Origin of the sequence: Frondihabitans sp. Leaf304 (assembly GCF_001423105.1) — a bacterium.
Classification (GTDB): Bacteria; Actinomycetota; Actinomycetes; order Actinomycetales; family Microbacteriaceae; genus Frondihabitans.
Window position 1 is genome coordinate 1,205,342 of record NZ_LMNV01000002.1, and the last position, 26,278, is coordinate 1,231,619.

At 69.1% G+C, this 26,278-nt stretch carries 14 protein-coding genes, 1 tRNA gene and 1 other RNA gene; 4 read left to right on the forward strand and 12 right to left on the reverse strand.

Annotated features, from left to right (window positions below):
* Nucleotides 1-14: 14 nt before the first annotated feature.
* From ASF54_RS05355 to ffs, 6 genes are all read right to left on the reverse strand, one after another.
* Complete coding sequence (locus ASF54_RS05355) at nucleotides 15-1,280, reverse strand: aspartate kinase (RefSeq protein ID WP_055959571.1); 1,266 nt, start codon at nucleotides 1,278-1,280, stop codon at nucleotides 15-17.
* 170 nt (nucleotides 1,281-1,450) lie between these two features.
* On the reverse strand, nucleotides 1,451-2,146 hold the full coding sequence (locus ASF54_RS16300; RefSeq protein ID WP_157510033.1) for a hypothetical protein: 696 nt from the start codon (nucleotides 2,144-2,146) through the stop codon (nucleotides 1,451-1,453).
* A 478-nt stretch (nucleotides 2,147-2,624) separates the two neighbouring features.
* Complete coding sequence (gene recR, locus ASF54_RS05365) at nucleotides 2,625-3,224, reverse strand: recombination mediator RecR (protein WP_055959575.1); 600 nt, start codon at nucleotides 3,222-3,224, stop codon at nucleotides 2,625-2,627.
* A gap of 1 nt (nucleotide 3,225) precedes the next feature.
* Nucleotides 3,226-5,775, reverse strand: a complete 2,550-nt coding sequence (locus ASF54_RS05370) for a DNA polymerase III subunit gamma and tau (protein ID WP_055959577.1) — start codon at nucleotides 5,773-5,775, stop codon at nucleotides 3,226-3,228.
* Nucleotides 5,776-5,873: 98 nt separating this feature from the next.
* The gene (locus ASF54_RS05375) at nucleotides 5,874-15,020 is read right to left on the reverse strand and encodes a choice-of-anchor G family protein (RefSeq protein WP_055959578.1); all 9,147 of its coding nucleotides are present in this window, start codon (nucleotides 15,018-15,020) and stop codon (nucleotides 5,874-5,876) included.
* 754 nt (nucleotides 15,021-15,774) lie between these two features.
* An RNA gene (gene ffs, locus ASF54_RS16035) (signal recognition particle sRNA small type) lies at nucleotides 15,775-15,871 on the reverse strand.
* 54 nt (nucleotides 15,872-15,925) lie between these two features.
* On the opposite strand from ffs, the gene ASF54_RS05380 reads away from it, so the two are divergent.
* The gene (locus ASF54_RS05380; RefSeq protein WP_055959580.1) at nucleotides 15,926-16,603 is read left to right on the forward strand and encodes an SDR family oxidoreductase; all 678 of its coding nucleotides are present in this window, start codon (nucleotides 15,926-15,928) and stop codon (nucleotides 16,601-16,603) included.
* A 468-nt stretch (nucleotides 16,604-17,071) separates the two neighbouring features.
* Here ASF54_RS05380 and ASF54_RS05385 read toward each other — a convergent pair whose 3' ends face one another.
* The gene (locus ASF54_RS05385; RefSeq protein ID WP_055959582.1) at nucleotides 17,072-18,265 is read right to left on the reverse strand and encodes an acetate/propionate family kinase; all 1,194 of its coding nucleotides are present in this window, start codon (nucleotides 18,263-18,265) and stop codon (nucleotides 17,072-17,074) included.
* Between the two features lie 49 nt (nucleotides 18,266-18,314).
* A complete protein-coding gene (pta, locus tag ASF54_RS05390) occupies nucleotides 18,315-20,414 on the reverse strand; it encodes a phosphate acetyltransferase (protein WP_055959584.1) in 2,100 nt (699 codons plus the stop codon).
* 139 nt (nucleotides 20,415-20,553) lie between these two features.
* On the opposite strand from pta, the gene ASF54_RS05395 reads away from it, so the two are divergent.
* Nucleotides 20,554-20,638: transfer RNA gene (locus ASF54_RS05395), tRNA-Ser, on the forward strand.
* Nucleotides 20,639-20,884: 246 nt separating this feature from the next.
* Nucleotides 20,885-21,277, forward strand: coding sequence for an RNA-binding S4 domain-containing protein (locus ASF54_RS05400; RefSeq protein WP_055959586.1), 393 nt, complete (start codon nucleotides 20,885-20,887; stop codon nucleotides 21,275-21,277).
* A gap of 97 nt (nucleotides 21,278-21,374) precedes the next feature.
* On the opposite strand, the gene ASF54_RS05405 is transcribed toward ASF54_RS05400, so the two are convergent.
* The 3 genes from ASF54_RS05405 to ASF54_RS05415 all read right to left on the reverse strand — a co-directional run bounded on the left by ASF54_RS05405 (nucleotide 21,375) and on the right by ASF54_RS05415 (nucleotide 24,265).
* Nucleotides 21,375-22,085: a hypothetical protein gene (locus tag ASF54_RS05405; RefSeq protein ID WP_157510034.1), complete on the reverse strand. Its 711-nt coding sequence runs from the start codon at nucleotides 22,083-22,085 to the stop codon at nucleotides 21,375-21,377.
* Between the two features lie 195 nt (nucleotides 22,086-22,280).
* Nucleotides 22,281-22,991: a phosphatase PAP2 family protein gene (locus ASF54_RS05410; RefSeq protein WP_055959589.1), complete on the reverse strand. Its 711-nt coding sequence runs from the start codon at nucleotides 22,989-22,991 to the stop codon at nucleotides 22,281-22,283.
* Nucleotides 22,992-23,035: 44 nt separating this feature from the next.
* A complete protein-coding gene (locus tag ASF54_RS05415; RefSeq protein WP_055959591.1) occupies nucleotides 23,036-24,265 on the reverse strand; it encodes a multidrug effflux MFS transporter in 1,230 nt (409 codons plus the stop codon).
* A gap of 248 nt (nucleotides 24,266-24,513) precedes the next feature.
* On the opposite strand from ASF54_RS05415, the gene ASF54_RS05420 reads away from it, so the two are divergent.
* Nucleotides 24,514-25,080 carry a TetR/AcrR family transcriptional regulator gene (locus ASF54_RS05420; protein WP_055959593.1) on the forward strand — a complete coding sequence of 189 codons (567 nt, stop codon included), beginning with the start codon at nucleotides 24,514-24,516 and terminating at the stop codon, nucleotides 25,078-25,080.
* Nucleotides 25,081-25,086: 6 nt separating this feature from the next.
* Here the strand turns inward: ASF54_RS05420 and ASF54_RS16630 are convergent, their stop codons facing one another.
* A complete protein-coding gene (locus ASF54_RS16630) occupies nucleotides 25,087-26,196 on the reverse strand; it encodes an LCP family protein (RefSeq protein ID WP_084815967.1) in 1,110 nt (369 codons plus the stop codon).
* Nucleotides 26,197-26,278 lie beyond the last annotated feature (82 nt).

Genomic DNA, 26,278 nt, shown 5'->3' on the forward strand with positions numbered 1-26,278 from the left:
TTCTTCCCGGCGCGTCAGCGGCCGGTGCCGCCGTGCACGACCGCGATCTCGTCGCTGTCGAGGCCGAAAGCGGCGTGGACGACTCGCAGCGCGTCGTTGAGGGTGTCAGCCCGCGTGACGACCGAGATGCGGATCTCGCTGGTCGAGATCATCTCGATGTTGATGCCCGACTCGTAGAGAGCGGTGAAGAGCTTTGCGCTGACTCCGGCGTTGGTGCGCATGCCTGCTCCGACCAGGGCGAGCTTGCCGATCTGGTCGTCGTACAGGAGGCTCTGGAACTGGATCGCCTCGCGCTCGGATTCGAGAGCCTGCATGACGGTCGTACCGTCTGACTTCGGCAGGGTGAACGAGATGTCGGTGAGGCTCGTCGCCGCAGCGGAGACGTTCTGCACGATCATGTCGATGTTCGCGCCCGTCTTGGCGACGGTGCGGAAGATCTCGGCCGCCTTGCCGGGCTTGTCGGGCACGCCGACGACCGTGATCTTGCCCTCGCTGAGGTCTCCGGCCACGCCGGCGATGATCGGCTCTTCCACGTTCTCTCCCTCTTTCGGGTTGACGACAAGTGTGCCCTCGTTGTTGTTGAACGACGAGCGGACGTGCAGGGTGACGCCGTGGCGCCGGGCATACTCGACCGCGCGGATGTAGAGGACCTTCGACCCGGCAGCGGCCAGCTCGAGCATCTCTTCGCTGGTGATCCGATCGAGTTTGCGGGCCTTGGGCACGACGCGGGGATCGGCGGTGAAGATTCCGTCGACGTCGGTGTAGATCTCGCAGACGTCAGCGTCGAGGGCTGCCGCGAGCGCGACGGCCGTGGTGTCGGATCCGCCGCGACCGAGAGTCGTGATGTCGCCCGTCGTCCGGTTGAAGCCCTGGAATCCGGCGACGATGGCGATCGCACCCTGGTCGAGCGCCTCGCGGATGCGGCCGGGAGTGACGTCGACGATGCGGGCCTTGCCGTGCTGGGCGTCGGTGATCATTCCGGCCTGGCTGCCCGTGTAGGAGCGGGCCTCGACACCCAGACCGCGGATCGCCATGGCGAGCAGGGCCATGCTGATGCGCTCCCCCGCGGTCAGGAGCATGTCGAGCTCGCGGCCGGCCGGGATCGGAGTGACCTCGTTGGCCAGATCGAGCAACTCGTCGGTGGTGTCGCCCATTGCGCTCACCGCGACGACGACCTCGTTGCCCGCCTTGCGCGTCTCGACGATGCGCTTCGCGACCCGCTTGATGCTCTCGGCGTCGGCAACGGACGATCCGCCGAATTTCTGCACGATCAAGCTCACGGAAGGGCTCCTGGGGGGGTCGGGGGTACTGGCCTTGAAATTGTATGGGACGTTTCGTCGGCGTTACGGCGCTGTGGCCGGTACACCCGGTCCGCCCCGCGCGTGCAACCTGACGCGCTTCGGCCAATCTGACCTGGCTCGCCGCGACGGTTTGGCCGAAATGCGTCACATCACCTTGCCTTTCGCACGCCTGCGGCCGCGAGCAACCCGTCGAGGCGTTCAGCACGGGTGACGTCACTCCACATCCAGCGCACGACGGTACGAACTTCGGGGAGCGCCCGGAGTCGATCTTCTCGCCGCTTTTCAGCAACGACAGCGTCGGCAGGGGCCGCCCCTTTGAGGTAGTTCCCCTGTGAGTACTTGACATAGCCGTCGAATTCGCCGATCACGCCAAATTGCGGCCACCAAAAATCGGCGTACCCGATCAGGCCCCACTTATCGACGAAAGGCTGCTGCAGCACAGGTGGCGGCCATCCACGCTCGTTGAGAACCACTCGACTCAGCGATTCTCCTGGCGACCCCGACCGCCCATCCACGAACGATCGAACGGTTCTGAATCGGCGGTGGGCTCGAATCGCGCCTCGTCGACGAGATGCCGCATCGAGCTGATCGAGAGTCAGAACGGTTTTATCGGCTTCATCGCTGTCGGGAACCACGGGACCGTGCTCCTGAGGATCGCGGAGAGCGCTGTCGAGTGAGACGACGGCTTCTGCAAACGGAAGGTTCGTGGCCAAGTCGAGCGCCGTTCGACCGGGCTCCGTCACGCGGTAGCCGTAGCGCCATTCCGTGTCGCTCGATGCCAAAGGAGACGCGTGCACCAACCGCGTCGCCCCTTTGCGAGATCGAGCTACGACGGGATCGGTCACCGCCGGCCTATCGGGCCACGGCTGGAGTGACGCCCAACCATGAAAGGCCGCGGCCGTGAGATGTGAGAAGGCGCTGCTGTCGCTCACGCTTGGCCGGATGGCCTCGGCTCGGAGCAGATGCTGGACTCTGAGGTCGAGGCCGGACCAGGTGCTTGAGGGAAGAAAAACCCCCGGCACGATCCGCGTGAGCTCGCCCCGATCGGCCGCGCGACGGAGCGAGTGGTCGTCGTGACCGGCCCGCAGCAGGTCAGACGTTCGAATAAGGCGGGAGACGGCCGGCGAAAATGTCATACATCAACGATGACGGAGTGAGCATGCGCATGGAGGGCCTGCAAGCAAGTTGTGGATAACTCGATGTGACGGTAGACGCTGCGCAAACCGACGCGGATCGGCCATCCAGACGCGGCGCGCCGCGTCAGTTTGGCCGATTCGCGTCAGGTTGCCGAGCACCGAGCCCCGAGCAAACCCGCGCGCGCAGCTAGTCGCTGACGACCCGCCGCCCCTCGAACGCACGCCCGAGCGTGACCTCGTCGGCGTATTCGAGGTCGCCGCCGACGGGCAGCCCCGAGGCGAGCCGGGTGACGCGCAGCCCGAACGGCGACAGCATCCGCGACAGATAGGTGGCGGTGGCCTCGCCCTCGAGGTTGGGGTCGGTCGCGATGATGACCTCGGTGACGGTGTCGTCGGCGAGGCGCTGCACGAGCTGGCGGATGCGCAGGTCGTCGGGCCCGATGCCGTCGATGGGGCTGATCGCTCCGCCGAGCACGTGGTACAGGCCGCGGAACTCGCGGGTGCGCTCAATCGCCTGCACGTCTTTCGCCTCTTCGACGACGCAGATGGTCGCGGGCGACCGACGAGGATCGCGGCAGATCGAGCACCGCTCTTCTTCGGTCACGTTGCCGCAGATCTCGCAGAACCGCACCTTCGTCTTGACGTCGACCAGCAGTTCGGCGAGTCGCGTCGTGTCGAAAGTTTCGGTCTGCAGGATGTGGAAGGCGATGCGCTGAGCCGACTTCGGCCCGATACCGGGAAGGCGCCCGAACTCGTCGATCAGGTCTTGGACGATGCCTTCGTACACGTCAGTTGCTCTCGTTCGGTGGTGCGGACAGCGGGCTCACGCGCGGCGCAATCGTCTCTTCCTGGATGAACTGCGCCCCGAGGATCTCCCGCACGACCGCCTCGCCATAGCGCGAGGTCTGAGGAATGGTGCGTCCGGCGCTTCGCGGTGCCGTGGCCGGAGTCGAAACCGAAGGATCCGGCTGCCGCCCCGCCGCGTCGGGCTGCGACTGGCTTGCCCCGCCCTCGATCGGCGGTGTCGCGCCTAACGGGGGCACTCCTCCGGCCGGCTCCTCCGTGATCGTTTCAGGAAGGTCGGGCTCGGGAATGTCGCCGATGGGCTCGTCAGGCTCGGGTGGAGCGGACTGCGGGATGGCAGCGACATCCCAGCCCGTGGTGGGTGCGGACGCGCTGGGCGGTGCCGACACGGACGTCGAAGGGCTGGGCGCCGGTGCCGGTGCCCGTGGTGCGGACTGCGCCGTAGCCTGAGCCGATGCCGAGGGAGCCGACGCCGACGCGGCGGAGGCCGATGGGGCCGTAGCCGGTGCCGATGCGGGCGAGTCGCTGGCGCGGGCCGACTCGACGGGCGCCGGCGTAGCCGCCGGGGCTGACGGCTGGGCCGGTGTCGTCGATTGCGAGGTGCCGCCCGCCTCTTCGACGCGGGCGATGTATTTGACACGGATGCCGAGGACCTGCTGGATGGCACGTCGGAGGAATTCGCTGACTCCTTCGCCGGCACCCACGGGTCGCTTGAACAGCTCGACGTCGTTGTGGCTCGGGAACAGCAGTGTCAGAACGTCGCCGGTGAAATCGCGGACGGTGGCGGTCATGACGACCATCCAGGCGGACAGCTTGTCGCGCTCGACGATCTCGAGGATCTCGGGCCAGCTGTCGCGGAGCTGCTGCAGGCTGACGGTGCCCCCGGCGACACCGGCGCCGGGCTTCTCGACCGCGTTCTCGACCTCGGGCGTCTGCGCCCAGGCTGCGGAGTGCGACGAGCCAGGCAGCGACGGTTCGGCGGGATCCGGCTGAGCGGCGGACGACGGAGACGACGCCGACGCCGACGCCGACGCGGGCGACGAATCGGCAGCGGCAGCGGCAGGCACGGCGGCAGCAGAGGCGGCAGGCACGTCAGCAGCAGCAGCAGCAGAGGCACTAGAGACGACAGGCGCAGCAGCAGGCGCGACCTGGGCCCAGGCGTCGGCGGCGGCCGCCGGAGAGGACGAGGTAGGCGTCGACGAAGTCGGTGCTGCGGAGGCAGGGGTGGACGAGGATGCGGTGGCACCGGGAGAGGCAGAACCGGCAGCCGCAGAGGCGACACGAGAAGCAGGAGCCGAAGCAGCAGGGGCAGCACTAGCAGGCACCCCGCCAACAGAAGCCCCGGCAGAGCCGGCAGGAGCGGAAGAATCAGACACCCCGACCCGACGCTCGAGCCGCTCGACCCGCGCGAGGGCGCCGCGGCCGGACTCGTCGCTCTCGGGTACGAGGATGCGCGCGACCATGAGCTCGAGGTGCAGTCGCGGCGAGGTCGCGCCGGTCATGTCGGTGAGAGCCCGGTTGACCACGTCGGCCGAGCGAGAGAGTTCGGCCTGACCGAACGAGTGGGCCTGGCGGCCGAGATGGTCGAGCTCGTCGGCGGTGATGCCGCGCAGTACGGCGGAGGCGCCCTCGTTGGTGGCGCCGACGACGATGAGGTCGCGCAGGCGTTCGAGGAGGTCTTCGACGAACCGGCGCGGATCTTGACCGGTCTGGACGACTCGGTCGATGGCGGCGAAGGTCGCGGCACCGTCGCGGGCACCGAGAGCGTCGATCACGCCGTCGAGGAGCGATGCGTGCGTGTAGCCGAGCAGCGCGACGGCCCGCTCGTATTCGATCGACCCGGCCTCGGACCCGGCCATGAGCTGGTCGAGCAGCGAGAGCGTGTCGCGCACAGACCCGCCACCGGCGCGGACGACGAGCGGCAGCACGCCGGGTGCGGCCACGACACCCTCGGTCTCGGAGAGCGACCCGATGTAGTCGAGCATCTGCGCGGGCGGAACCAGCCGGAACGGGTAGTGGTGGGTGCGCGACCGGATCGTGCCGATGACCTTTTCTGGCTCGGTGGTCGCGAAGATGAACTTCACGTGCTCGGGCGGCTCTTCAATGATCTTGAGCAGGGCGTTGAAGCCCTGGTTCGTGACCATGTGGGCCTCGTCGAGGATGAAGATCTTGTAGCGGTCGCGAGCCGGCGCAAAGATCGCCCGGTCGCGAAGGTCGCGGCTGTCTTCGACACCACCGTGGCTCGCGGCGTCGATCTCGATTACGTCGAGCGAGCCGCTGCCGTCGCGAGCGAGCTCGACACAGCTGGGGCAGACGCCGCAGGGCGTGTCGGTGGGGCCCTCGGCGCAGTTAAGACAGCGAGCAAGGATCCGCGCCGACGTCGTCTTACCGCAGCCCCGGGGGCCGCTGAAGAGATACGCGTGGTTGACGCGGTTCGTGCGTAACGCTGTGCGGAGCGGATCGGTCACCTGAGTCTGACCGATGAGTTCGGCAAAAGTCTCGGGCCGGTAGCGGCGATATAGAGCGGTGACCACGGAGAAAGACTAGCCGTCGCCACCGACACTCGGAGCCCCGGGAACACGAACGGAGCGGCCCTCCCCCACCCGAAGGGGGAAGGCCGCTCCTCACGGCGCTAGCGTCTCCTCGACCTGAATGTGCTCAGTGCGCGGGATGCACCCAACATCCCGAGACCGAGCGCGAGGATGCCTGCGCCTACGGCCGCCCATGGGAGGACGGTCGAGCCTGTGAAAGCGAGGGCGCCGTCGACCAGCGACCCGGGGGTGCCGGTTCCGCCGGTGCCTGCCGGCGAGAGAGCCGGATCCTGGTTGGAGCCCGTTCCCGAGCCGGAGCCCGTTCCGGTGCCACCAGAGCCGGAGCCCGTCCCGCCGTTACCGGTGCCGGTACCGCCGCCTGTGCCGCCACCCGTGCCCGGCTGACCGCCACCCGTTCCCGGCTGGCCGCCCCCGGTGCCGGGGTCACCGCCCCCGGTGCCGGGGTCACCGCCACCGGTGCCGGGGTCGCCGCCTCCGGTGCCCGGCTCGCCGCCCCCGGTGCCGGGCTGGCCGCCACCGGTGGACGGCGGGCTCATCACTCCGAACACGGTCGACACCGGGTCGGAGGTGGATCCGAGCACGGTCTCCGTCGCGGTGACGGTGTGCTGGCCGGGAGCGACCCCCGAGATGTCCAGCGTCCAGGCACCGTTGTCATCGGCCGTGGTCGTGAAGTTGCGGCCGTTGTCGACGGACACCGTCACGAGACCTCCAGGATCCGACGTCCCGGCCACGCGGATGGTGGCCGTTCCGTCTGTGGTAGCCAGGAACGTCGAGCCCGGTGCCGGCTGCAAGATCACGATCGGATCGGTGGCTCGCACCAGGAAGTCCTGGCTCGGGGCGCTCGTGGTGAGTCCGTTAGCGGTCTGCGATGCCACGAACGAGTGCGAACCGGTCGAGACTCCCGGGTACAGGACGCTCCACTCTCCCGCGTCGCTCGCAGTCGTCGTCAGGGTGACGCCGTCGTCGAGGACCACGGTCACCAGGGCGCCGGAGGTCGCGGTGCCCGAGACGGTGACCGGCTCGGAGCCGTTGCCGTCGCGGTCGACGATCAGCGCGTCAGGCGCCGGGGCGAGAACCGTGATCGTGCCGGCCGGAGCCGCGCTGACCACCGTGAACGCGACGCTGACGGGAGCCGATGTCGAGGCCCCGACGGTTTCGGTGGCCGAGACGCTGTGACTGCCTACGCCGACCCCCTCGAGCGGGATGCTCCACGATCCGTCGCCGGCGGCGGTGGTCGTGACGACCGTCCCGTTGTCGAGTCGCAGCCGGATGGCGGCGCCGGGTTCGGCCCGACCCGTGACGGTGATCGTCGCCGGTCCGGTCGCCGGGGCGTTGATGCGCTGACCCGCAGTCGGTGCGCTGATGGTGATCGGCGCTGCCTGGGATCCTTCGATCGAGACGCTCGCCGAGCCGGTGACGTCGCCGCCGGTCGTCTGCGTGACCACGATCGTCTGCGGGCCGTCGGGAACTGCGGTGACCGTCGTCGCCCAGGTTCCGTCGGTGCCGACCGTGACCGTGCGGGTGATCCCGGAGCCGAGGTCGACCTCGATGGTCGAGCCGGGGTCGCCGGTTCCGCGGACGGTGACGTCGAAGTAGCCGTCACCGTCGTCGTCGCGGACGATCTGACCCGTGGTCGGGCTGGTGATCGTCGGTCCTACGACCGGGGTCGCGGTTTCGACGACCGAGAACGGCACCCGCGTGGGATCGCCGGCGACTCCCCCGAAGGTCTGCGTCGCCGAGGCGACGTGATCTCCGGCCGAGACGTTCGCGAACGTTGCCGACCAGGTGCCCTGCGCGGTCACCCTGACGGTCGTGGCTGGCGAACCCGTCACCGCAACCGACACGGTGGCACCGGGCTCACCGGTTCCGGTCACGACGATCGTGGGAGTGGTTCCGGCGATGACCTCGTACTGCTGGTTGCGCTGCGGCGAGGTGATCGCTGCGGCGGCCGCGGCCCGCGTCGTGATGGTGCTCGTGACCGGTGTCGTGGCTCCGTCGGCCAGCGTCTCGCTTGCGGCGATCGTGTGGTCGCCGTTGTCGACGCCGGTGAAGGTCACCGACCAGTCGCCGTCCGAGTCGGCGTTGACCGTCTTCGGTGTGCCGCCGTCGAGCGTGACGCTGACGAGGGCTCCCGGGTCGGCCGTCCCGGAGACCGGCAGGCTCGACGTCGTGCTGCCCACCGGAGTGACGACGGTCGATCCGTCGCGCGGTGTCGTGATCGCGACGGCGTCGCCGACCACCACCTCGAGCGGCTGAGTCACATCGGGCAGCGTGGCTCCGTCGACGGTCTCGCTCACCGTGACGGTGAACTGACCCACGGGGACGTCGGCCACGATGACGGACCAGGTGCCGCCGGCAGACACGGTGTCGGTGCCGGTGAGGCCGGCGCCGAGCGACACGGTCACCCGGGCTCCCGGCTCGCCGGTACCCCTTACGGTGATGTCGGCGGTCGAGTCAGCGGTCGCCACGGGGAACGAAGCCCCCGAATCCGGGACCGTGATGACGGCCGGCGCGACGGTCTCGCCGACGATCGCCAGGCTGTCGGAGCCCGTGACGACGCCGTCGGTCGTCTGCGTGACGACGACCGTGATCGGTCCGACCGGCACGTCCGAGACGGTGACCGCCCAGTCGCCGCCGGTACCGACGGTCGTCGTGGCGGTGGAGCCGCCGCCGAGGTCGACGTCGATGGTCGAACCCGGCTCGCCGGTTCCGGTGAGGGGCACGTCGACCGTGCCGTCACCGGTCGTGTCGGGGATCACGGCGCCCGCTGCGGGGCTGGTGATCGCCACGGGAGCCGCCGGAGCGGCGCTGACCACGACGTCGAAGGTGACATCGATCGGATCCTGCGCTGTTCCGCCGACGGTCTGCGTGGCCTCGACCACCTGTCCCGTGCCGACTGCGACGCCGGCGTAGGTCGTCGACCAGGATCCGGAGCCGTCGACCGTGACGGTCCTCGCGCGTCCTCCGTCGAGCGTCACCAGGATCGATGCGCCCGGCAGCCCTGTGCCCGAGACGGGAACCGTCGCGGTGTCACCCGCAGCCACGGCGAACTGCTGCCCGGGGCGGGGCGTCGAGATGGTCGCGGCCGGAGCGACGGCCACCTCGAAGGCGCGGACGACTGCCGGGGTGGCGCCGTTGTCGAGGATCTGCACGGCGCTGACCGTGTGGTCACCGACGGCGACGTCCTGGAACGTGTGGTTCCAGCGGCCGTCGTCGTTCGACGTCACGGTCACCGCGGTGCCGTCGTCGAGCGTGACGCGCACCGTGGTGTTCGGCTGCGCGGTGCCGGCGGCCGGCACATCCACCAGCCCGGTGGCTGTCGCGACGGGGAACGAGGCTCCGACGGCAGGATCCGAGATGGTCACGCCATCCGCGACGGCGACGGTCAGGTCGCGGGTCGCCGGGGTCGAGTCGACTCCGTCGATCGTCTGCGTGACGGTGGCGGTCTTGTCGCCGACAGTCACGTCGCGGACGATGGTCGTCCAGTTGCCGTCGCCGTCGACCGTCGTGGTGGCGGTGAGACCGCCGCCGAGCGACACCGTGAGGTTGGCGCCGGGCTGGCCGGTGCCGCTGAACGGCACGTCGACCGTTTCGCCGGTGGTGCCGACCAGGAGGGTCGTGCCGGTCGCGGGGTCGGTGATGGTGACGGGCGCAGCCGGTGCCACGACGATGCGGACCGTCGCGGGATCGGTCGACGTGGTGCCGCCGATCGTCTGGCGGACCTCAATCGTCGGTGTGCCGGTGGGGACGTCCTCGAGCGTCAGCTCATAGGTACCCCCTGCGGTGGCTGTCGTCGTCGCCGCAGTACCGCCGGCGATCTCGGCCGTGACGGTCGATCGTGGCTCGGCCGTTCCGCGCACCACGACGTCGGTCGTCGAGTCGTCGCGGGCGACCGTGTAGGTCTGTCCGACCGTAGGCGTGGCGATCGTGACCTCGGCGCCGGCAACGACCCGGAAGCTGCGGTCGAGTTCGGCCGACGTCGTGCCGCCGACCGTCTGGGTCGCGTGCAGCGTGTAGGCGTCGGCGGAGACGGCGACGCGGGCGAACGTCGTCGCCCAGTTGCCGTCGGCGTCGGCGGTCACGTCGACGGGGTCACCCGCGTCGAGGCGAATGCGGACGGTGGCGCGCGGCTGTGCCGTGCCCGAGACCGGCACGTCGACCCGCGAGGCGGCATCGGCGACGGTGATGGTGCTGCCGGCCCGGGGTGCCCCGATCACGAGGGGCGCGCCCGCCGCGACGGTCACCGTCGAGGTGGTCGGGTCGGAGGTCGTGCCGCCGACGGTCTGCGTCACCGCGATGGTGTGCGTCCCGACGTCGACACCGGTCACGGGTGCCGACCAGTCGCCGTTGTCGTCGGCCGTCGTCGCGGCCGTGCGGCCGTCGATGTCGATGCTGATGTCGGCGTTGGGCTCGGCGGTGCCGACCACGCGCACGGTTGCGGTGGCGTCGGCATCGGCCACCGTGATCCGACCGCCGTCGACCGGGCTCGTGATGACGACAGGGTCGCCCGCCTCCACCGAGAAGGAGGAGGTGATGGGTGTCGACACCGTGCCGTTGACCGTCTGGGTCACGGAGGCGGTGTAGCCGCCGACCGGCAGGTCGGCGAAGGGAGCGGTCCAGATGCCGTTTCCGTCGGCGGTCACCGCTGCGGTGAGGCCGCCGCCGAGGTTGACGTTCACGGGAGCATTCGGCTCGGCACGACCGGTGACGGTGACGTCGACGGTGGAGCCCGGGCCCGCGACGGTGATGACGTCGCCGGCAGCGGGCGAGGTGACGCGGACGGCCGCTGCGGCCGTCACCGTGATGGTGCGGGTCTTGGCCGGCGTGGACGTGGTGCCGACGGTCTCGATGGCACGGAAGGTCGGGGTGCCGACACCGACGCCCGAGAACGAGGTCGACCAGTTACCGGTGACGAGGTCAGCGGTGACGGTCTTGGTGACGCCGTTGTACGTGACCGCGACGCTGGCACCGGATTCGCCGGTGCCAGTCACAGGCACGGTGAGGGTGGCGTCGGCATCGGCCACCTGCAGCTCGGTTCCGGCGATCGGAGTCGAGATGTCGAAGGGCGCCCCCGCGACGATCGAGAAGGAGGTCGTCGCCGGGGTGGCCGACGTGGTTCCGCCGACCGTCTGGGTCGCCGAGACGGGGTAGGTTCCGGTGGCGAGGCCCGCTCCGGCGCCGTCCGCCGTGCCGTCGGCGCGAACCGACCAGGTGCCGCCCGTGGAGGCGGTCGTGGTGAGCGTGCGGCCGTCGACGAGCACGTCGACCGTCGCGTTCGGCTGAGCGGTTCCGCGGATGGTCACCGGCAGCACGGAGGCGTCGTCGGCGACCCGGTAGGCGGTGCCCGCCACGGGTGCGGTGATCGCGATCGGCTCGCTCGCGACCACGAAGAACGTCGTCGCCGTGGCGGAGTCCGTCGCGCCGCCCACGGTCTGCGTCGCTTCGACCGAGTAGTCACCGACGGGCAAGTCGGCGAACGAGACCGTCCAGGCGCCGGCCCCGCTGGCGACGGTGTCGCGGATGATCGGTGCGTCGTTGCCTCGCGTGAGGGTCACCTCGACCGCGGCGCCGCCGTCAGCACGACCGGCGATGGTCGTGGTGGCTCGCACCGAGTCGGGGTCGGCCACGGCGAATGCCGTTCCGGTGGCCGGCGTCTCGATGACGATGGCGCCACCGACGACGACCGAGAAGTCACGCGCCGCAGTGGTCGAGCTGGTGCCGTTGATCGTCTGGGTCGCGCTGAGGCGGTAGTCGCCCACCGGCACATCGGCGATCCGGACAGTCCAGGATCCGCCGGCCGACGCCGTGGTGGTTCCCGTGAATCCCGGAGCCAGGTCGGCTGTCACCCGCGCTCCGGCCTGAGCCGTACCGGTGATGACCGCCGTGGTGGTTCCGTTCGCTCCGAACACCGTGACCTCGGTGCCAGGAGCAGGAGCGGTGATCACGACGGGGTCACCCGCGCGGACGGTCAGGGGCTGAGTGACGGCCGGGGAGGTGGTGCCGCCGACGGTCTCGGTAACGGCGATGACGTAGTCGCCGGTGCCGACTCCGGTGACCGGAACGCTCCAGGCTCCGGTGCCGTCAGCGGTTGTCGTGGCGGTGAGTCCGCCACCGAGGCTGACTGCGATGCCGGCGTTCGGCTGGGCCGTTCCGGCCACCGTCACTGCGGTGGTCTGGCCGTCCTGAGCCACGACGACGTCGACCGCGGGGTCGGGGCTCGTGATCGTGACCGGCACAGCGGCGACGATCGAGTAAGGCCGGACGACCGGGGTCGAGGTCGAGCCGTTCACGGTCTGCGCAGCGCTGATCTGGTAGTCGCCGACGGGGATGGCGGTGAAGGTCGTGGCCCAGGCTCCGGTCGGGCTGGCGGTCACGGTCGCCTGGTGGGTGTCGTCGAGGACGACGGTGACCTCGGCACGCGGCTCGGCGGTGCCGGAGACGGTGACGGGGCGAGTAGAGGTGGGTGCCGCGACGACGGACGTCGTACCGGCGGCCGGCGCCTCGATGACGACCGGGTCACCCGCGATGACGCGGAACGCACGGGTCTGAGCGGGAGAGGTCGTGCCGGCAACGGTCTGGGTGACGCTGGCCGTGTAGTCACCGACCCCGACGTTGCTGAAGGGAGCCGACCAGGTGCCGGTCACGCCCGCGGTCACCGAGGTGGAGATGCCCGGGGCGAGCTGAACGGCGACGGTCGCGCCGGCCTGGGCGGTGCCCGAGACGGTCACCGGCGTCGTGGCGGTCGGCCCGGCCACGCGGAACTCGGCGCCCGCGGCAGGCGACTGGATCACGAGCGGCGACGACGCGACGACGGTGATGTCGCGGGTGACCGCAGCGGAGGTCCCGCCGCCGACGGTCTGCGTGACGCTGACGGTGTGCGGTCCGACACCGACGCCCGAGACCGGGATGCTGTAGCTTCCGTCGGCCGCAGCCGTCGTGGTGCCGGTGAGACCGCCGCCGAGCGAGGCGTCGACCGTCGCGTTCGGCTGGGCGGTTCCGACGACCGTGACGGTCGCCGTGGAGTCGGCGCCGGGCACGACGATCTGCGTGCCGTCGGCGGGCGCGGTCACGGTGAGGCCTGCACCGGCCACGACCGAGAAGGGCCGGGTGACGGGAGCCGAGGTGACACCGCCCGATGTCTGGGTCGCACTGACCGTGTACGTGCCGACGGGGACGCCCGTGAGATCCGTGGTCCAGGTGCCGTCGGATCCTGCGGTCGCTGTGCCCGTGATGCCCGACGGAGCGCCGAGGCTGAGGGCGATCGAGGCGCCCGGTGTCGCGGTACCGGAGACGGTGACGGGCGTCTTCGCAGTCGGCGAGACGACGGTGAAGGCACGACCCGCGGTGGGGGCCGTGATGGTCAGCGGCTGTTGCGCGACGACAGTGAAGGCGCGGGTCACGGGGCCCGTGGTCGCGCCGCCGAACGTCTGCGTGACGCTGGCGGTGACAGAGCCCACCCCCACGGCCGGGATCGTGGAGCTCCAGGTGCCGTCGGCGGCGACCGTCGCGGTGCCGGTGCGGCCCTGACCCAGGTCGACGGCAATGTCGGCACCGGGTTCGCCGGTTCCCGTGACGGTGATCGAACGGGTTGCGGTCGACGTGGCGACGGTGAACTGCTGGCCCGCCGTCGGCGCCGTGATCGTGACCGGCGCGGTGACGGTGGCCTTCACGGTCGACGTCGCCAGATCGACCGTGGCCGCGTTCACCGCGGGCAGCACGCTCAGGCGCAGCGCGTGAACCGATCGCGAGCCCGCGTCGGTGCCGCGCCCGTCCTGGAACCCGGAGGCGTCTTGCGCGTTGACCGTGATCGAGACCAGCTGGTTCAGGATCCCGGGCAGCCCACCGAGGGTGGTGCTCACGGGCCGGGTGACGGCCGCGAGGGTGTCGGGGATGCCGGCGACCGTCGGCTGGAACACTCCGCCGAGCAGGGGAACGAGGGTGCCGTCGACAACCGGCTGGAGTGCCGGGGTGAGGACTGCGGACGAGAGCGCGATGCCGCCGAGGCCGAGAGCCTGACCGGTCGCGGTGACCGTCGCCGGAGTGCGGCCTGTGGTCTTAAGCAGGTTCCCGAGGGTCGTCGTGATGCCGACGTTGAGGCGAGTGACATTGAGTCCGGCGACAGCGACGTTGGCGGTGAGCGTGGCGTTGACGGTCGCGGTTCCGATCGCCGCGACGACCGCGGTGTTGAGAGCCGCTGGAACCTGGGAGACGAGGATGTCCTGGATGGCCGCCGATATGACGCTCCGCAGAGCAGGCGTCGAGAGCAACTCGGTGTTGGGGGCTTGGCCGTTCAGAGCCTGGAGGGTGTTGAGGTCTATGACGATCTGACCGGTCGAGGGGGTGATCGTCACGGCACCGGAGGTGTAGCTCCGAGCGAGGACCGGTGCGGTCACCGCGCCGAGGTTCAGGCCGGTGATCGTCGCGGTCAGGTTCGTGTTGTTGACGCTCACCAGGCCGGGAATCAGAGTGCCCAGAGCCGTCGTGAGGTCGCCCGTCGTTCCCGAGACGACGCCGTTCAGCGCGGACTGGTTCGACGCCAGGTTGTTGATGCTGCTGCCGATGCCGTTGACCGACGTCTGCAGTGACGTGTTCAGGCCGGCGACAGCCGGGCTCGTGACGGCGAATTTCGCGCTCGCGATGCCGTAGTCGGTGGTGGGCTGCACGGTCGTTCCGCGTTGAGCCTGGATGCGGGAGGCGAGAGCGCCGATGTCGAGCTGCGCGGCGGAGGCCACAGCCGATGCTGCGCCCACCCGGCTGAGCAGCGGAGTGAGGTTCAGCGTCGAGACGCCCCCGGCGGTGCCCGGCCCGACCCCGATGGAGCCGTCGGAGCCGATCAGGCCCGAAGCGGCGGTCGCCGACGTCGGCGTCGTGCTCGCGTACTGCCCCGCGACGCCGAGCGTCAGGAGCCCGTTGGTGCCGAGCAGGCGCACGCCGTTGCCGAGATCGACGTTGACCGCGTTGGCAGCCGTCACGTCGAGGGGGTTGGCCACGACTCCCCCGGCGGTCGGAGCCGCGGAGTACGCCCCGCGCAGTGCCGCGATGTTGTCGAGGTCGACGATCCCCGAACCGGAGAGGAGCGCACCCTCCGCCTCGGTCACGTCAGTCGTGGCCGCCTGCGCGGGGACCACGGCCGACGCGGCGATGAGTGCGCCCACGACGGTGGCGACACCGGCGCGGAGAAGAAGGTGGCCTCGGAGGAGGGTTCGGGTAGACCTCTGGCGGTGCATGGGGTGCTTCTTCCTGACAGGTCGGGCCTGTCACTGATCCGGAAACCCCCCGGTGGTGGGTCGGGAGGGTCGAGCTGCCGCGGTGCTGGTGAGGCGATGCGGGTGGTGCTGGTGCTGCGGCTGTCGACCTGGTGAGGGTCGGCGGTGGTGCAGGTGGTGCAAGTGCCGACCTGGTGAGGGACGGCGGTGTGCGGGTGGTGCCGTTAGGCCGAGTGGGTCGACGGAGAGATGCGGGATGCGCGGTGGTGAGGCGCGCATCCCGCGGAGCCGCCTCGCGCCGCACGGGGGCAGCGAGACGGAGTACGCAAGGCGAAAGACGACAAGGGTGAGTTGCCGCGTGTCGCGGTGATCCTGATCCTGGTGTGCGACGTCACGGTCGCGTCCTTTCCCTGCGGGGGCCTCCTGGTGAGGGAGGTGGCGTCACTCTGGTGAGGAGCTCGGCCGTTTTGGTGTGGCCATCATAAGCAGATCACTGGACGCCGAACCAACCAATCTGGTTCGCTCGTACCCCCAGAACGAGTGTCGCGCCGTCCCCCCGCCCGAATTTGAAGGAAAAACCGCCCCAGCCGAGCGCACTTATGCCGATCGGGCTGCCTCCCCCGACGTTTCTCCTTCGAATTTGCAGACCCCCCGCAGCCTGCCCGCGAACCAGCGCGCAAAAAGAAAGACTCTCCACGCACCCGCCGGCGCGGCGAAGCCGCTGCCTAAAAGCACCACTGGCCGGTGCGCCGCGGTTTTCGAGCCAGGCGAGAAAACAAAAGACTCCCCACGCACCCGCCAGAGCCCGGTTACCCTTGCTGCATTTCTGCCCTGGGGGAGTTGGCCTGGATGGCGCCACGTGGGGAGCCGACATCCACTTTAGCGGTTTCCACCGCGCATGCAGGACACCCGGGTTGGATAGACCCATGAGAATCGTCATCGCCGGTGGTCACGGCAAGATCGCCCAGCTCCTTGAACGTCAGCTGTCGACAGCGGGTCACGACCCGGTCGGCATTGTCCGCAACACCGATCACGTCGCTGATCTCGAGAAAGTCGGGGCGCGCGCACTCGTGCTCGACCTTGAGAGCACCGATGTCGCCACCCTCGCGGGTCACCTCGACGGAGCCGATGCCGTCGTTTTCGCTGCCGGTGGCGGCGGTAGCAGCGGGGCGGAGCGCAAGCTCACCATCGACCGAGATGGCGCGATCCTTCTGGCCGATGCCGCTGAGGCGGCCGGGGTCTCGCGGTACGTGCTTGTGTCAGCCATGCACACCGACGACTTCGATGCGAAGCGTGCTGAGCTTCCCGCGGCCGACGACGATGTGTTCCAGGTCTATCTGCGCGCGAAGAGCGAGGCCGATGCCAACGTTCGCGCTCGCGACGGGCTCGACTGGACCATCGTCCGCCCCGGCACCCTCACCGACGACCCCGCGACGGGCACAATCGCCGTGGGATCGCGACTCGACAGCGGCGAGATCTCGCGCGCCGATGTGGCCGACGTCATCGCCACGTCGCTGATCGAGGGCACCGCCGTCAAGACGCAGTTCGAGGTCACAGCCGGCGAGATCCCGATCGGCGATGCCCTGAGCACCATCAAGTACTGAACTTATTGGTCGCGGCGTGGGTCGCGGTGCCGGACCTCCGACAAGCTCCGGCCACCCGGCACTGCGACCCCCACCGCTCCGCCATGTTCACTGGTCGCGGCGTGGGTCGCGGTGCCGGACCTCCGACAAGCTCCGGCCTCCCGGCACTGCGACCCCCACCGCTCCGCCATGTTCCCAGGTCGCGGCGTCGGTCGCGGTGCAAATTTGAGAGCAATCAGGATCCGGCACCCCACAGATCACACCAACCGCCCGGGCGCCGAATCCAATCGCTCTCAAATTCGCGCCCCCTCCGCTCCACACCCCCTGCGGACTAACCTCCGCGCCGCGGCACGTCCCCCAGTCCGTACGACGTCTGCCCGCAAGCCGGCGCCCCTCACTACGCCATGGCGGCGCGACAGCGGTCGCAGCACCGAACGACCGGAGCTTGTCGGAGGTCCGGTGCCGCGACCGCTGTCGCGCCCAACCAATTCAGACCAGCGCAGCCGCCTGCCGCGCGATCTCGAGCTCCTCGTCGGTCGGCACGACCAGCACGGCGACCGGCGCCCCTTCCGCCGAGATGTAGCGGGCGTCGCGGGATCTGAGCTCGTTGCGGTCGTCGTCGATCGTGATGCCGAGAAAGTCGAGGCCGAGCAGGGTGCGGCGCCGCAGCAGCGCGTTGTTCTCGCCGACGCCGGCGGTGAAGACGATCGCGTCGAGACCGCCCAGTTGCGCGATGTACGCGCCGACGTAGTGCCGGATCCTGTGCCGGTAGACGGCGAGGGCCCCCTCGGCGACCTCGTCGCCCCGCGAGGCTGCGTCTTGGACGTCGCGCATGTCGCCGTTGCCGGTGAGGCCGAGCAGTCCGCTCTTCTTATTGAGCATCGTCTCGAGCTCTTCGAGCGAGAGCCCTTCTTCGCGGTGCAGGTGGAACACGACAGCCGGGTCGACGTCGCCGGAGCGCGTGCCCATCACGAGGCCCTCGAGGGGCGTGAGGCCCATCGACGTCTCGATGCTTCGTCCGCCGTCGATCGCGGTCGCGGAGGCTCCGTTGCCGATATGCAGCACGATCATCTTCAGCTCGGCAAGCGGCTTGCCGAGAAAGTCCGCGGCGGCCTGCGAGACGAACTTGTGCGATGTGCCGTGGAACCCGTAGCGGCGGATCGAGTGCTTCTCGGCGAGCGCCGCGTCGATCGCGTACGTGTAGGCGGCGGGGGCGAGCGTTTGGTGGAACGCCGTGTCGAACACGGCGACCTGCGGCGAGTCGGGGAAGGCCTCACGGGCCGCGCGGATCCCCTGCAGGTTCGCCGGGTTGTGCAGCGGCGCGAGGGCGGAGAGCCGCTCGATGGCCTTCTCGACGTCGGGGGTGACGACGGTGGCGCGATCGAACTCCGAGCCGCCGTGCACGACCCGATGCCCGACCGCGATCAGCGGGTGCTCGTCGAACGAGGGCCCGTGCTGCTCGAAGGCTTTCAGCATCGCCGCGAACCCCGCGGCGTGATCGGGGATCGCGATCGAGTCGTTCAACGTCTCGTCGCCGGTCTTCGCGTTCTTGTGCTTCGTGACGCCGGTCACCTCGCCGATCCGTTCGACGAGGCCGGAGGCGAGAGTCCGCTCCCCCTCGAGCTCGATCAGCTGGTACTTGAACGACGACGAACCGGAGTTGACGACGAGGACTGCGCTCACAGTGGTGCTCCTAAGAAGAGAAAACGAGGATCCGAGACAGACCCGACTGCTACTGGGTACCGGCCTGAATCGCGGTGATGGCGACCGTGTTCACGATGTCGCTCACCAGGGCGCCGCGCGACAGGTCGTTGATCGGCTTGTTCAGCCCCTGCAGTATCGGCCCGATAGCGACGGCGCCAGCACTCCGCTGGACGGCCTTGTACGTGTTGTTGCCCGTGTTGAGGTCGGGGAAGATGAACACGGTCGCCCGGCCTGCCACCTGCGAGTCGGGCATCTTGGTGGCCGCGACGCCGGGGTCGGCGGCGGCGTCGTACTGGATCGGGCCCTCGACCAGGAGGTCGGGTCGGCGTTCGCGAACCAGCGCCGTGGCGGCGCGGACCTTTTCGACGTCGGCGCCGGATCCTGAGGTTCCGGTCGAGTAGCTGAGCATCGCGATGCGCGGCTCGATCCCGAACTGCACTGCCGTCTCGGCCGACGAGATAGCGATGTCGGCGAGCTGCTCCGCCGTCGGGTCGGGGATCACGGCACAGTCACCGTAGACCAGCACGCGATCGGCGAGCGCCATCAGGAACACGCTCGAGACGACCTTCACACCTGGGCGGGTCTTGATGACCTCGAACGACGGCCGGATCGTGTGCGCCGTGGTGTGCTTCGCGCCCGACACCATGCCGTCGGCGAGCCCCATCGTCACCATCATCGTGCCGAAGTACGAGACGTCGGTGACGGTGTCCATCGCCATATCGATCGTGACGCCCTTGTGTGCGCGGAGGGCGGCGTACTCAGTGGCGAACTTCGTCTGCAGGTCGTGATCGTTCGGGTCGAGCACGGTGGCGTCGTCGAGGTCGAGGCCGAGCTCGGCGCCACGGGAGCGCACGCTCGACTCGTTACCGAGCAGGGTGAGATCGGCGACCCCGCGCTGGAGCAGCGACGAGGCGGCGCGCAGAATGCGGTCGTCGTCGCCCTCGGGCAGCACGATGTGCTTCTTGTTGCCACGAGCGCGTTCGAGCAACTGGTACTCGAACATGAGCGGTGTGACGACCTCGGAGGGGCTGACCTGCAGCAGCCGGAGCAGCTCGGCGCCGTCGACGTTGGTCTCGAACAGCGACAGGGCGAGGTCGTACTTGCGCGGCGACTCGGCCGCCAGGCGACCGCGCGTCTGCGTGATGCGCAGGGCCGTGTCGTAGGTGCCGAGCTCCGACCAGAGAATGGGGAGCGGGCTGTTCAGACCGCCGATGAGGCGCACCACCTGTGGCGCGAGGTCGAACCCGCCGTTCAAGACGATGCCGGCCAGCGACGGGAACGTGTCAGACGCGTGCGCGAGCACGGTCGCGACGAGAACGTCGGAACGATCGCCGGGAACCACGACGACAGCGCCCTCGGTGAGGCGGGGCAGCACGTTCTCCATCGACATGGCGGCGACCACGACGCCGACGGCCTCGCGGTCGAGCAGAGCGTCGTCACCACGGATCAGCCGAGCCCGCGTCGCCGACATCACGGCGCGCAGGGTCGGCGAGACCAGCACGCGGTCTTCGGGCAGCGCCCAGACCGGCACGGTGCCCTCGGGGCCGGCCTCGAGGGCCCCGCGGATGCCGGCAACGACCTCCGCCATCAAGTCGGGCTCGACGCGGTTCGCGACGACGGCCAGCAGACTCGCGTGCTCGTTGCGGAGCTCGATGGTCGTCAGCTCGGCGACCTGACGCATATCGGCCCCCGTGCGAGACCGGTCACCATCGGCCGTGCGCCCACCGAGCACTAACAGCACGGGCGCCCCGAGGTTGGCAGCGATACGGGCGTTGAACGACAGCTCGGTCGGGCTGCCGACATCGGTGTAGTCGGAACCGACGATCACCACGGCGTCGCACTGCCGCTCGATGGCTGCGAACCGACCCACGATCGTCGCCAGCGCCGCATCGGGATCGGCGTGGACATCGTCGTAGGTGACGCCGATGCACTCGTCATACGGCAGATCGACGCTGTCGTGAGCGAGCAACAACTCGAGCACATAGTCGGGCTCCGACGTCGACCTCGCGACCGGCCGGAACACCCCCACCCGGCCCAACTCGTGACTCAGGGTGTCGAGCACCCCGAGCGCCACAGTCGACTTGCCGGTGTGGCCCTCTGCTGACGTGATGTAGATGCGTGTCGACACGCGACCAACCCTAGGGCCGGATGCTCGGAGCGGCCTGCGATACCGACACCGACAAGGATCCAGCCCACCCGGTTCGTCACCACGCCGCGAACCCGGTAGAGTTCTCAAGGTCGAACGCCGCCTCCGGGCGACGATCACTGGAGAATTCGCCTAGTGGCCTATGGCGCACGCTTGGAAAGCGTGTTGGGTTTACGCCCTCGGGGGTTCGAATCCCCCATTCTCCGCAATGCTTTGCCCCTGTCCGGTTTCTTCGAAGCCGGGCAGGGGCATTGCTAGTTCCGCTGGGTCGCTCCGCTCCCCGCGGTCGCTTCGCTCCCGCGAAATGCTTTGCCCCTGTCCGGTTTCTTCGAAGCCGGGCAGGGGCATTGCTAGTTCCGCTGGCTCGCTGCAGGGTGAGACCTCAGAAATGACGGGTCGGGGAAAGCGGGGAGCGTCGAAATTGAGGATTCGGCGGGACGTAGGGTGGGAGCATGGCCGAGATCAGCAGCGCACGAGTCGACGTGTGGCTGTGGGCCGTGCGTGTGTTCAAGACGCGATCGGCCGCCACCGCCGCATGCCGTGCCGGGCACGTCCGAGTCAACGGCGAGCGCGTGAAAGCCGCCCAGGCCATACGCCCGGGCGACGAGATCCGCACGCGCATCGAGGGGTTCGACCGGATCGTCGTGGTCCGCACGCTCCTCCTCAAGCGTGTCGGCGCCCCCGTCGCGGCCACCGCGCTGACCGACCTCACTCCCCCGCCACCGCCGCGCGAAGAGCGCGCGTTCGTTCCGATCCGCGACCGCGGAGCCGGCCGCCCCACGAAGCGCGACCGCCGCGACATCGACCGCCTCCGCGAGCAGGCGCTGTCCCACCCCGACGACTGACCCGATCGCCCCTGGCGGGCCCGCGAGTGCCGCCAAAAGTCGGCAGCGGCCTCCGGAAACCAGCAAAAGGCGGCACTCGGCGCCCCGACAAGACCCGTCAGGCGGGGTGCACCCACCCGTTGACCACCAGAGCGCCGACCGCCACAAGCGCCGTCGCCGCGAGCACCATCACGGCCCGTGCCGGACGCCGCGCGTACCACCCGCGGGCCATCGGAAAAGCGGCGTAGTACTCCGTGCGCGAGAGCGGGGCGTTGTCGACCGTCGTCGGAATGCCGAGGTGGTCGGCCACTCGACGGATGTCGTCGTCCGACCAGAACAGCGCGCTCAGGCCGAACAGGCGGTGCCCGCGATTGTCAATGGCGAGCAGTTGCAGGAGCGCCTCTGTCGACGACGTCCGGTACACGCGGTTGATCAGCACTCGGTCGACTCGGCCGAGGTCGACCGACACGGGCGAGAGGAGCATGCGCCGTTTCAGGAAGTGATCGGGGGTGATCGCCGAGTGGACGAGTCGAAAGCGGATGTACACCGCGAAGAAGAGGCAGGCCACGATAATCTCGCCGAGCACGATGACAGGCCAGAACGACGATGTCAGCGTCAGCAGCAGCACCGCGGCGAAGACGGGCGCCAGGCTGAAAGCTCCCGACAGGAGTGCCGTTCGGCCGAGAGACTCGTGAGGCTGAGCGAACACTTCGACGACGTGAGCGCCGAGGCGGGCACTTCGCGGAATCGGGTTGCCGTCCAGGTCGGCACGCGCCCGGTCTCGACCACCGCGCGGTGGACGGCCGCTCGTGGGCGTGGTTGTACTCAAGTCGTTCCCCCTAGAACGTCGGTTTCGCTGTGCTCTTCACCCCTGAGGAGGAACTGCGTCGTCATGCCACTTTAGGGGAGACCAGGATCCTACGAACAGCCCAGTTCGGGTGGTATCCGACCACCGGGTATGTTTCACCCGGAGGTGGTCAGCCGGTCGCTGACGCCACGAAACTGTGCCGAATCACCGTACCGTTCAGGCGCGTGATTCAGCCAAGGCCGCAGTGTCGGACGACTGCTCTCGGCGGCGCTGTCGCTCGCGGAGCAGCCTGTGCGCGAAGGGCGCCCAGAGGATCACCGCGACGCCCGCTCCGACCAGAAACCCGCCCAGGGTGTCGGTCAGCCAGTGCGCACCGAGATAGGTGCGGCTGAGCAGCATGGCGACGACGTACACGGCACCGGCGATCCACACGCCTCGCAGGCGGATGATGACGCCAAGCGTCACGGCCATCGTCGCGGCGTTCGCGACATGGCCCGATGGAAAGGATCCGAAGTCACTCTGCACGAGGATCTCGAGCGGCCGGGCTCGACCGAACGTGTGCTTGAGCACCTGCACGAGACCGGCACTGAGCAGCGTCGCGGCGAGGAAGTACACCGCTCCCCAGCGTCGGCGAGTGATCAGGAGCACCGCGAGGACCGCGAGAGGCACGACGAACGTGCCGAACCATCCGCCGCCGAGGAAGTCCATCACAAGGGCCGGCACCTCCCAGAACGGCGAGCGATGCTCGACGAGTTCTTCCATCCACTCAGCGTCGAGGGAGGTCGCGCCACCCCGCGTCATGATCAGCCAGCCCAGGAGGAGCGCGAGACCGACGCCTCCGAGGGCACTCGCCAGGGGCCAGCGACGTTGAACGCGGAGGGCGAGTCGCTGCTCGCCCTGCCCGGGTGGGTGGGGATCCGGTGTCATGCGCCTACGGTACCGATCCGTAGGATCCTTAACTCTCAGTGAATTCAGTGCCCGAGCGCCGGCACGGTGCGGGGCCTGACCAAGAACCAGAGGCTGAGGATCGCGACCGACGTCGTGCACACCATTACGGCTCCCATCGGGGCCGCGGTCGTGATGCCGATGAGCCCGACGATCGGCGAGATGAGACCGGCGAGGCCGAAGTTGAGTGCGCCGAGGAGCGACGCAGCCGTGCCCGCCTCTTTGCCGTGGTTCGCCAGGGCGAGCACCTGCACCTGCGGGAACGAGAATCCGCACGAGCAGATGAACAGCCACAGCGGCACCAGAAGGCCGACGATGCCGAGGTCGAGCTGGTCGAGCGACACGATCGCGACGGCGCACAGGAACATCACGCTGGTCGACCCGGCAAGGATCCACTGAGGCCCGATCCGCTGAGCCAGCCGGGCGCTGATCTGTACGCCCAGCACGACGCCGAGCGAGTTCACCGCGAAGAGGAGCCCGTACTGCTGGGCGTTCATGCCGTAGAGATCCTGGAACAGGAACGACGACGACGAGAGGTACGAGAAGAGGCCCGAAAAGACCATCGCTCCGATCAGTGCCACTCCCACAAAGATGCGGTCGTGGAACAGCACGCGGTATCGCTGGCGGAGGGTCGTGTGGCCGGCCTCGTGACGACGCTCCTTGGGCAGCGTCTCGACGATGAAGAAGATCGCGCTGAGCACGACGAAAACGCCGTAGGCAGCGAGGACGATGAAGATGCCCCGCCAGCTCGTCGCGCGCAGAAGCTGGGATCCGATGACGGGAGCGAGGATCGGAGCGAGCCCGTTCACGAGAGCGAGACGCGACAGCATCTTGACCAGAGGGCGACCGCCGAAGAGGTCGCGCACGAGTGCCATCGCGACGACACCCCCGGCGGCGGCGCCCATGCCCTGGAGCACGCGGAAGAGCCCGAGCACCTCGACGTTGACCGCCGTGGCGGCGCCGACGCTCGCCAGCACGTGGACGGAACTCGCCACGATGAGCGGCACACGGCGACCGACCTTGTCGCTCCACGGACCGACGAGGAGCTGCCCCAGACCGAAGCCGATGGTCGTCGCGGTCAAGGTCAGTTGAACGACCGCCTTGCTGACTCCGAAGTCGGCCTGCAGTTCGGGGAACGCCGGAAGATACAGGTCGATGGTGGCAGGGCCGAGCGCCGTGAGGGCGCCGAGGACGACGATGTAGACGAGACGCTGTCGCCGGGTGAGCGAGTCACCCGGGTGCACGACGATGGTCACGGAGCTCCTTTGACGGAATTGAGTGTGGTGACGCGGAAGAGGGCAGTGCCGGGCAGAACGGAAGACCGGGCCCGGGGCCGAGGCCGCGCAGAGACGAGGGGTGATCGGTGTCGACTCGTCGGCCGACACCGTTTCACCCTAGCCCTGATCGGCAGGTGTCGCCTAGCCGAAGTCGCGGTCCGAGACGTGCGACGGAAGGGGTCCCGCGACGTCTAGGCTCGGGGCACACCACCGGATGGGGAGGAACCATGGTCGACGCCCGAATTGTGCAGACGACGAAGTCATTGCACGCCGCGATCATCGAGTTGGCGTCAGCGGCACCGGTCTCGACTATCACCGTCGCCGACGTCACTCGTGCGGCCGGCATCAACCGTGCCACTTTCTACAGCCACGCGACCTCACCCGGGGCGCTGCTGACCGACGTCTTGACGCCTGAACTCGATGCGATCCGCGAAGCCGACCTCGCCTTGCGGACCGCAGGCACGCACCAGCCCCCCGAGATCACGCGAAAGGGCATGGATCGTGTCATCGACCATGTGGTCCGCTACCGCGACATCTACCGCTTGGCCCTGCCCGATCCCCTTGATGCGTCGACGCACCGCGTGCTGGCCCGCCACTTCGAGACGTCGTCGATGTTGCATTTCGAGCAACGCATCTCGGGAAGGATTCCCGAGGGGCTGTCGCCCTCGCTCGCGGCGGGCTTTATCGCACACGGCCTCGTCGGTCTGATCGAGAACTGGTTGACGGGCAGGCGCACCAGCCGCAAGGTGCTGCTCGACAACATCATGCTGGTGATCCCCGCGTGGTGGGACTAGCGAGCTCTAGCCGTTTTTCTCGGTGAGCGCGGCCGCGAACTGGGCCGTGGTGTCGTCGGCCAGAGCCTTTCGGAGCGCCGCAGTCTGCCCCTCATCGAGCTTCACCACCGATTGCGTACCGATCGCGCCCGTGCCCGCGGTCGGCATGGTGAAGAAGTCGATGTCGGCGAGGTCGATGCCGCGGAGGCTGTAAGCGAGCGCAGCCATCTCTCGCAAAGTGAACCGGGCGTCGACGCTGAGGTTTTTCGAGGCCTCGCTCGCGAAGTCGACGAAGCTGGAGGGGTCGCCGAGCACGTCTCGGCTGAGAACCCTGCTCAGCATTCCTTTCAGCAGGAGTTGCTGATTCGCGACCCGCTGGAAGTCGCCGGTGGCGAAGGCGTAGCGCTCGCGAGCGAAGGTCAGCGCGCGCTCCCCCTGCAGCTTGATCGGCCCGGCGGCGAAGAACCTGTCGGTGCCGTGTTTCGCCGTGAACTGCTGCGGGTTGTCGACCCAGACGCCACCGAGCGCGGTCGTCATCGCCGCGAGGCCATCGAAGTCGATGATGGCGACATGGTCGATTCGGGCCCCGAGGAGCCCCTCGATGGTCTGCACGGCGAGCGGGGTTCCGCCCCAGGCGAGGGCCGCGTTGATCTTCGCCTCGCCATGCCCGGGCACGGGCACGTAGAGGTCGCGCATGATCGACATCACCGTGACCGTTTTGCGGTCGGCGGCCACGTGCACCAGCATCATCGTGTCGGCGCGTTGCGAGCCGGGCTTCTCGAGGTCGTGATCGGTGCCCTTCTGGCGGGAATCGGAGCCGAGGAGCAGGATGTTGCGCTCGCCCGTCGAGGAGGCGGGTGGCCTCCCCGCCTCGTCGGGGAAGACCTGGTCGTCGGCGAGGGCCGTGATGTTCTTGCCGACGATCTGATGGACGAAGAAGAGCCCGCCGCCCACGGATCCGCCGATCAGGGCCACGACGACGAGGGCTGCCACGAGCAGTCGACGGCGCGCTCGACGTCGACGACGAGCCGCCGTCCGTACCGCACTGCGGGAGGGCTGACCGTCTTCTCCCTGCGGGGCGTCGGGCGACGAGGCCGCAGAGACGAGACGGTCGAAAGGGGTGGGGTCGGGTGCCATCGGGTGCTTTCGGGTTGAGTGCCAACAATCGGGGTGCGCGGTCTCGGCACCCCGGAACGGATCGAAGAACGCTGGGGGGGGG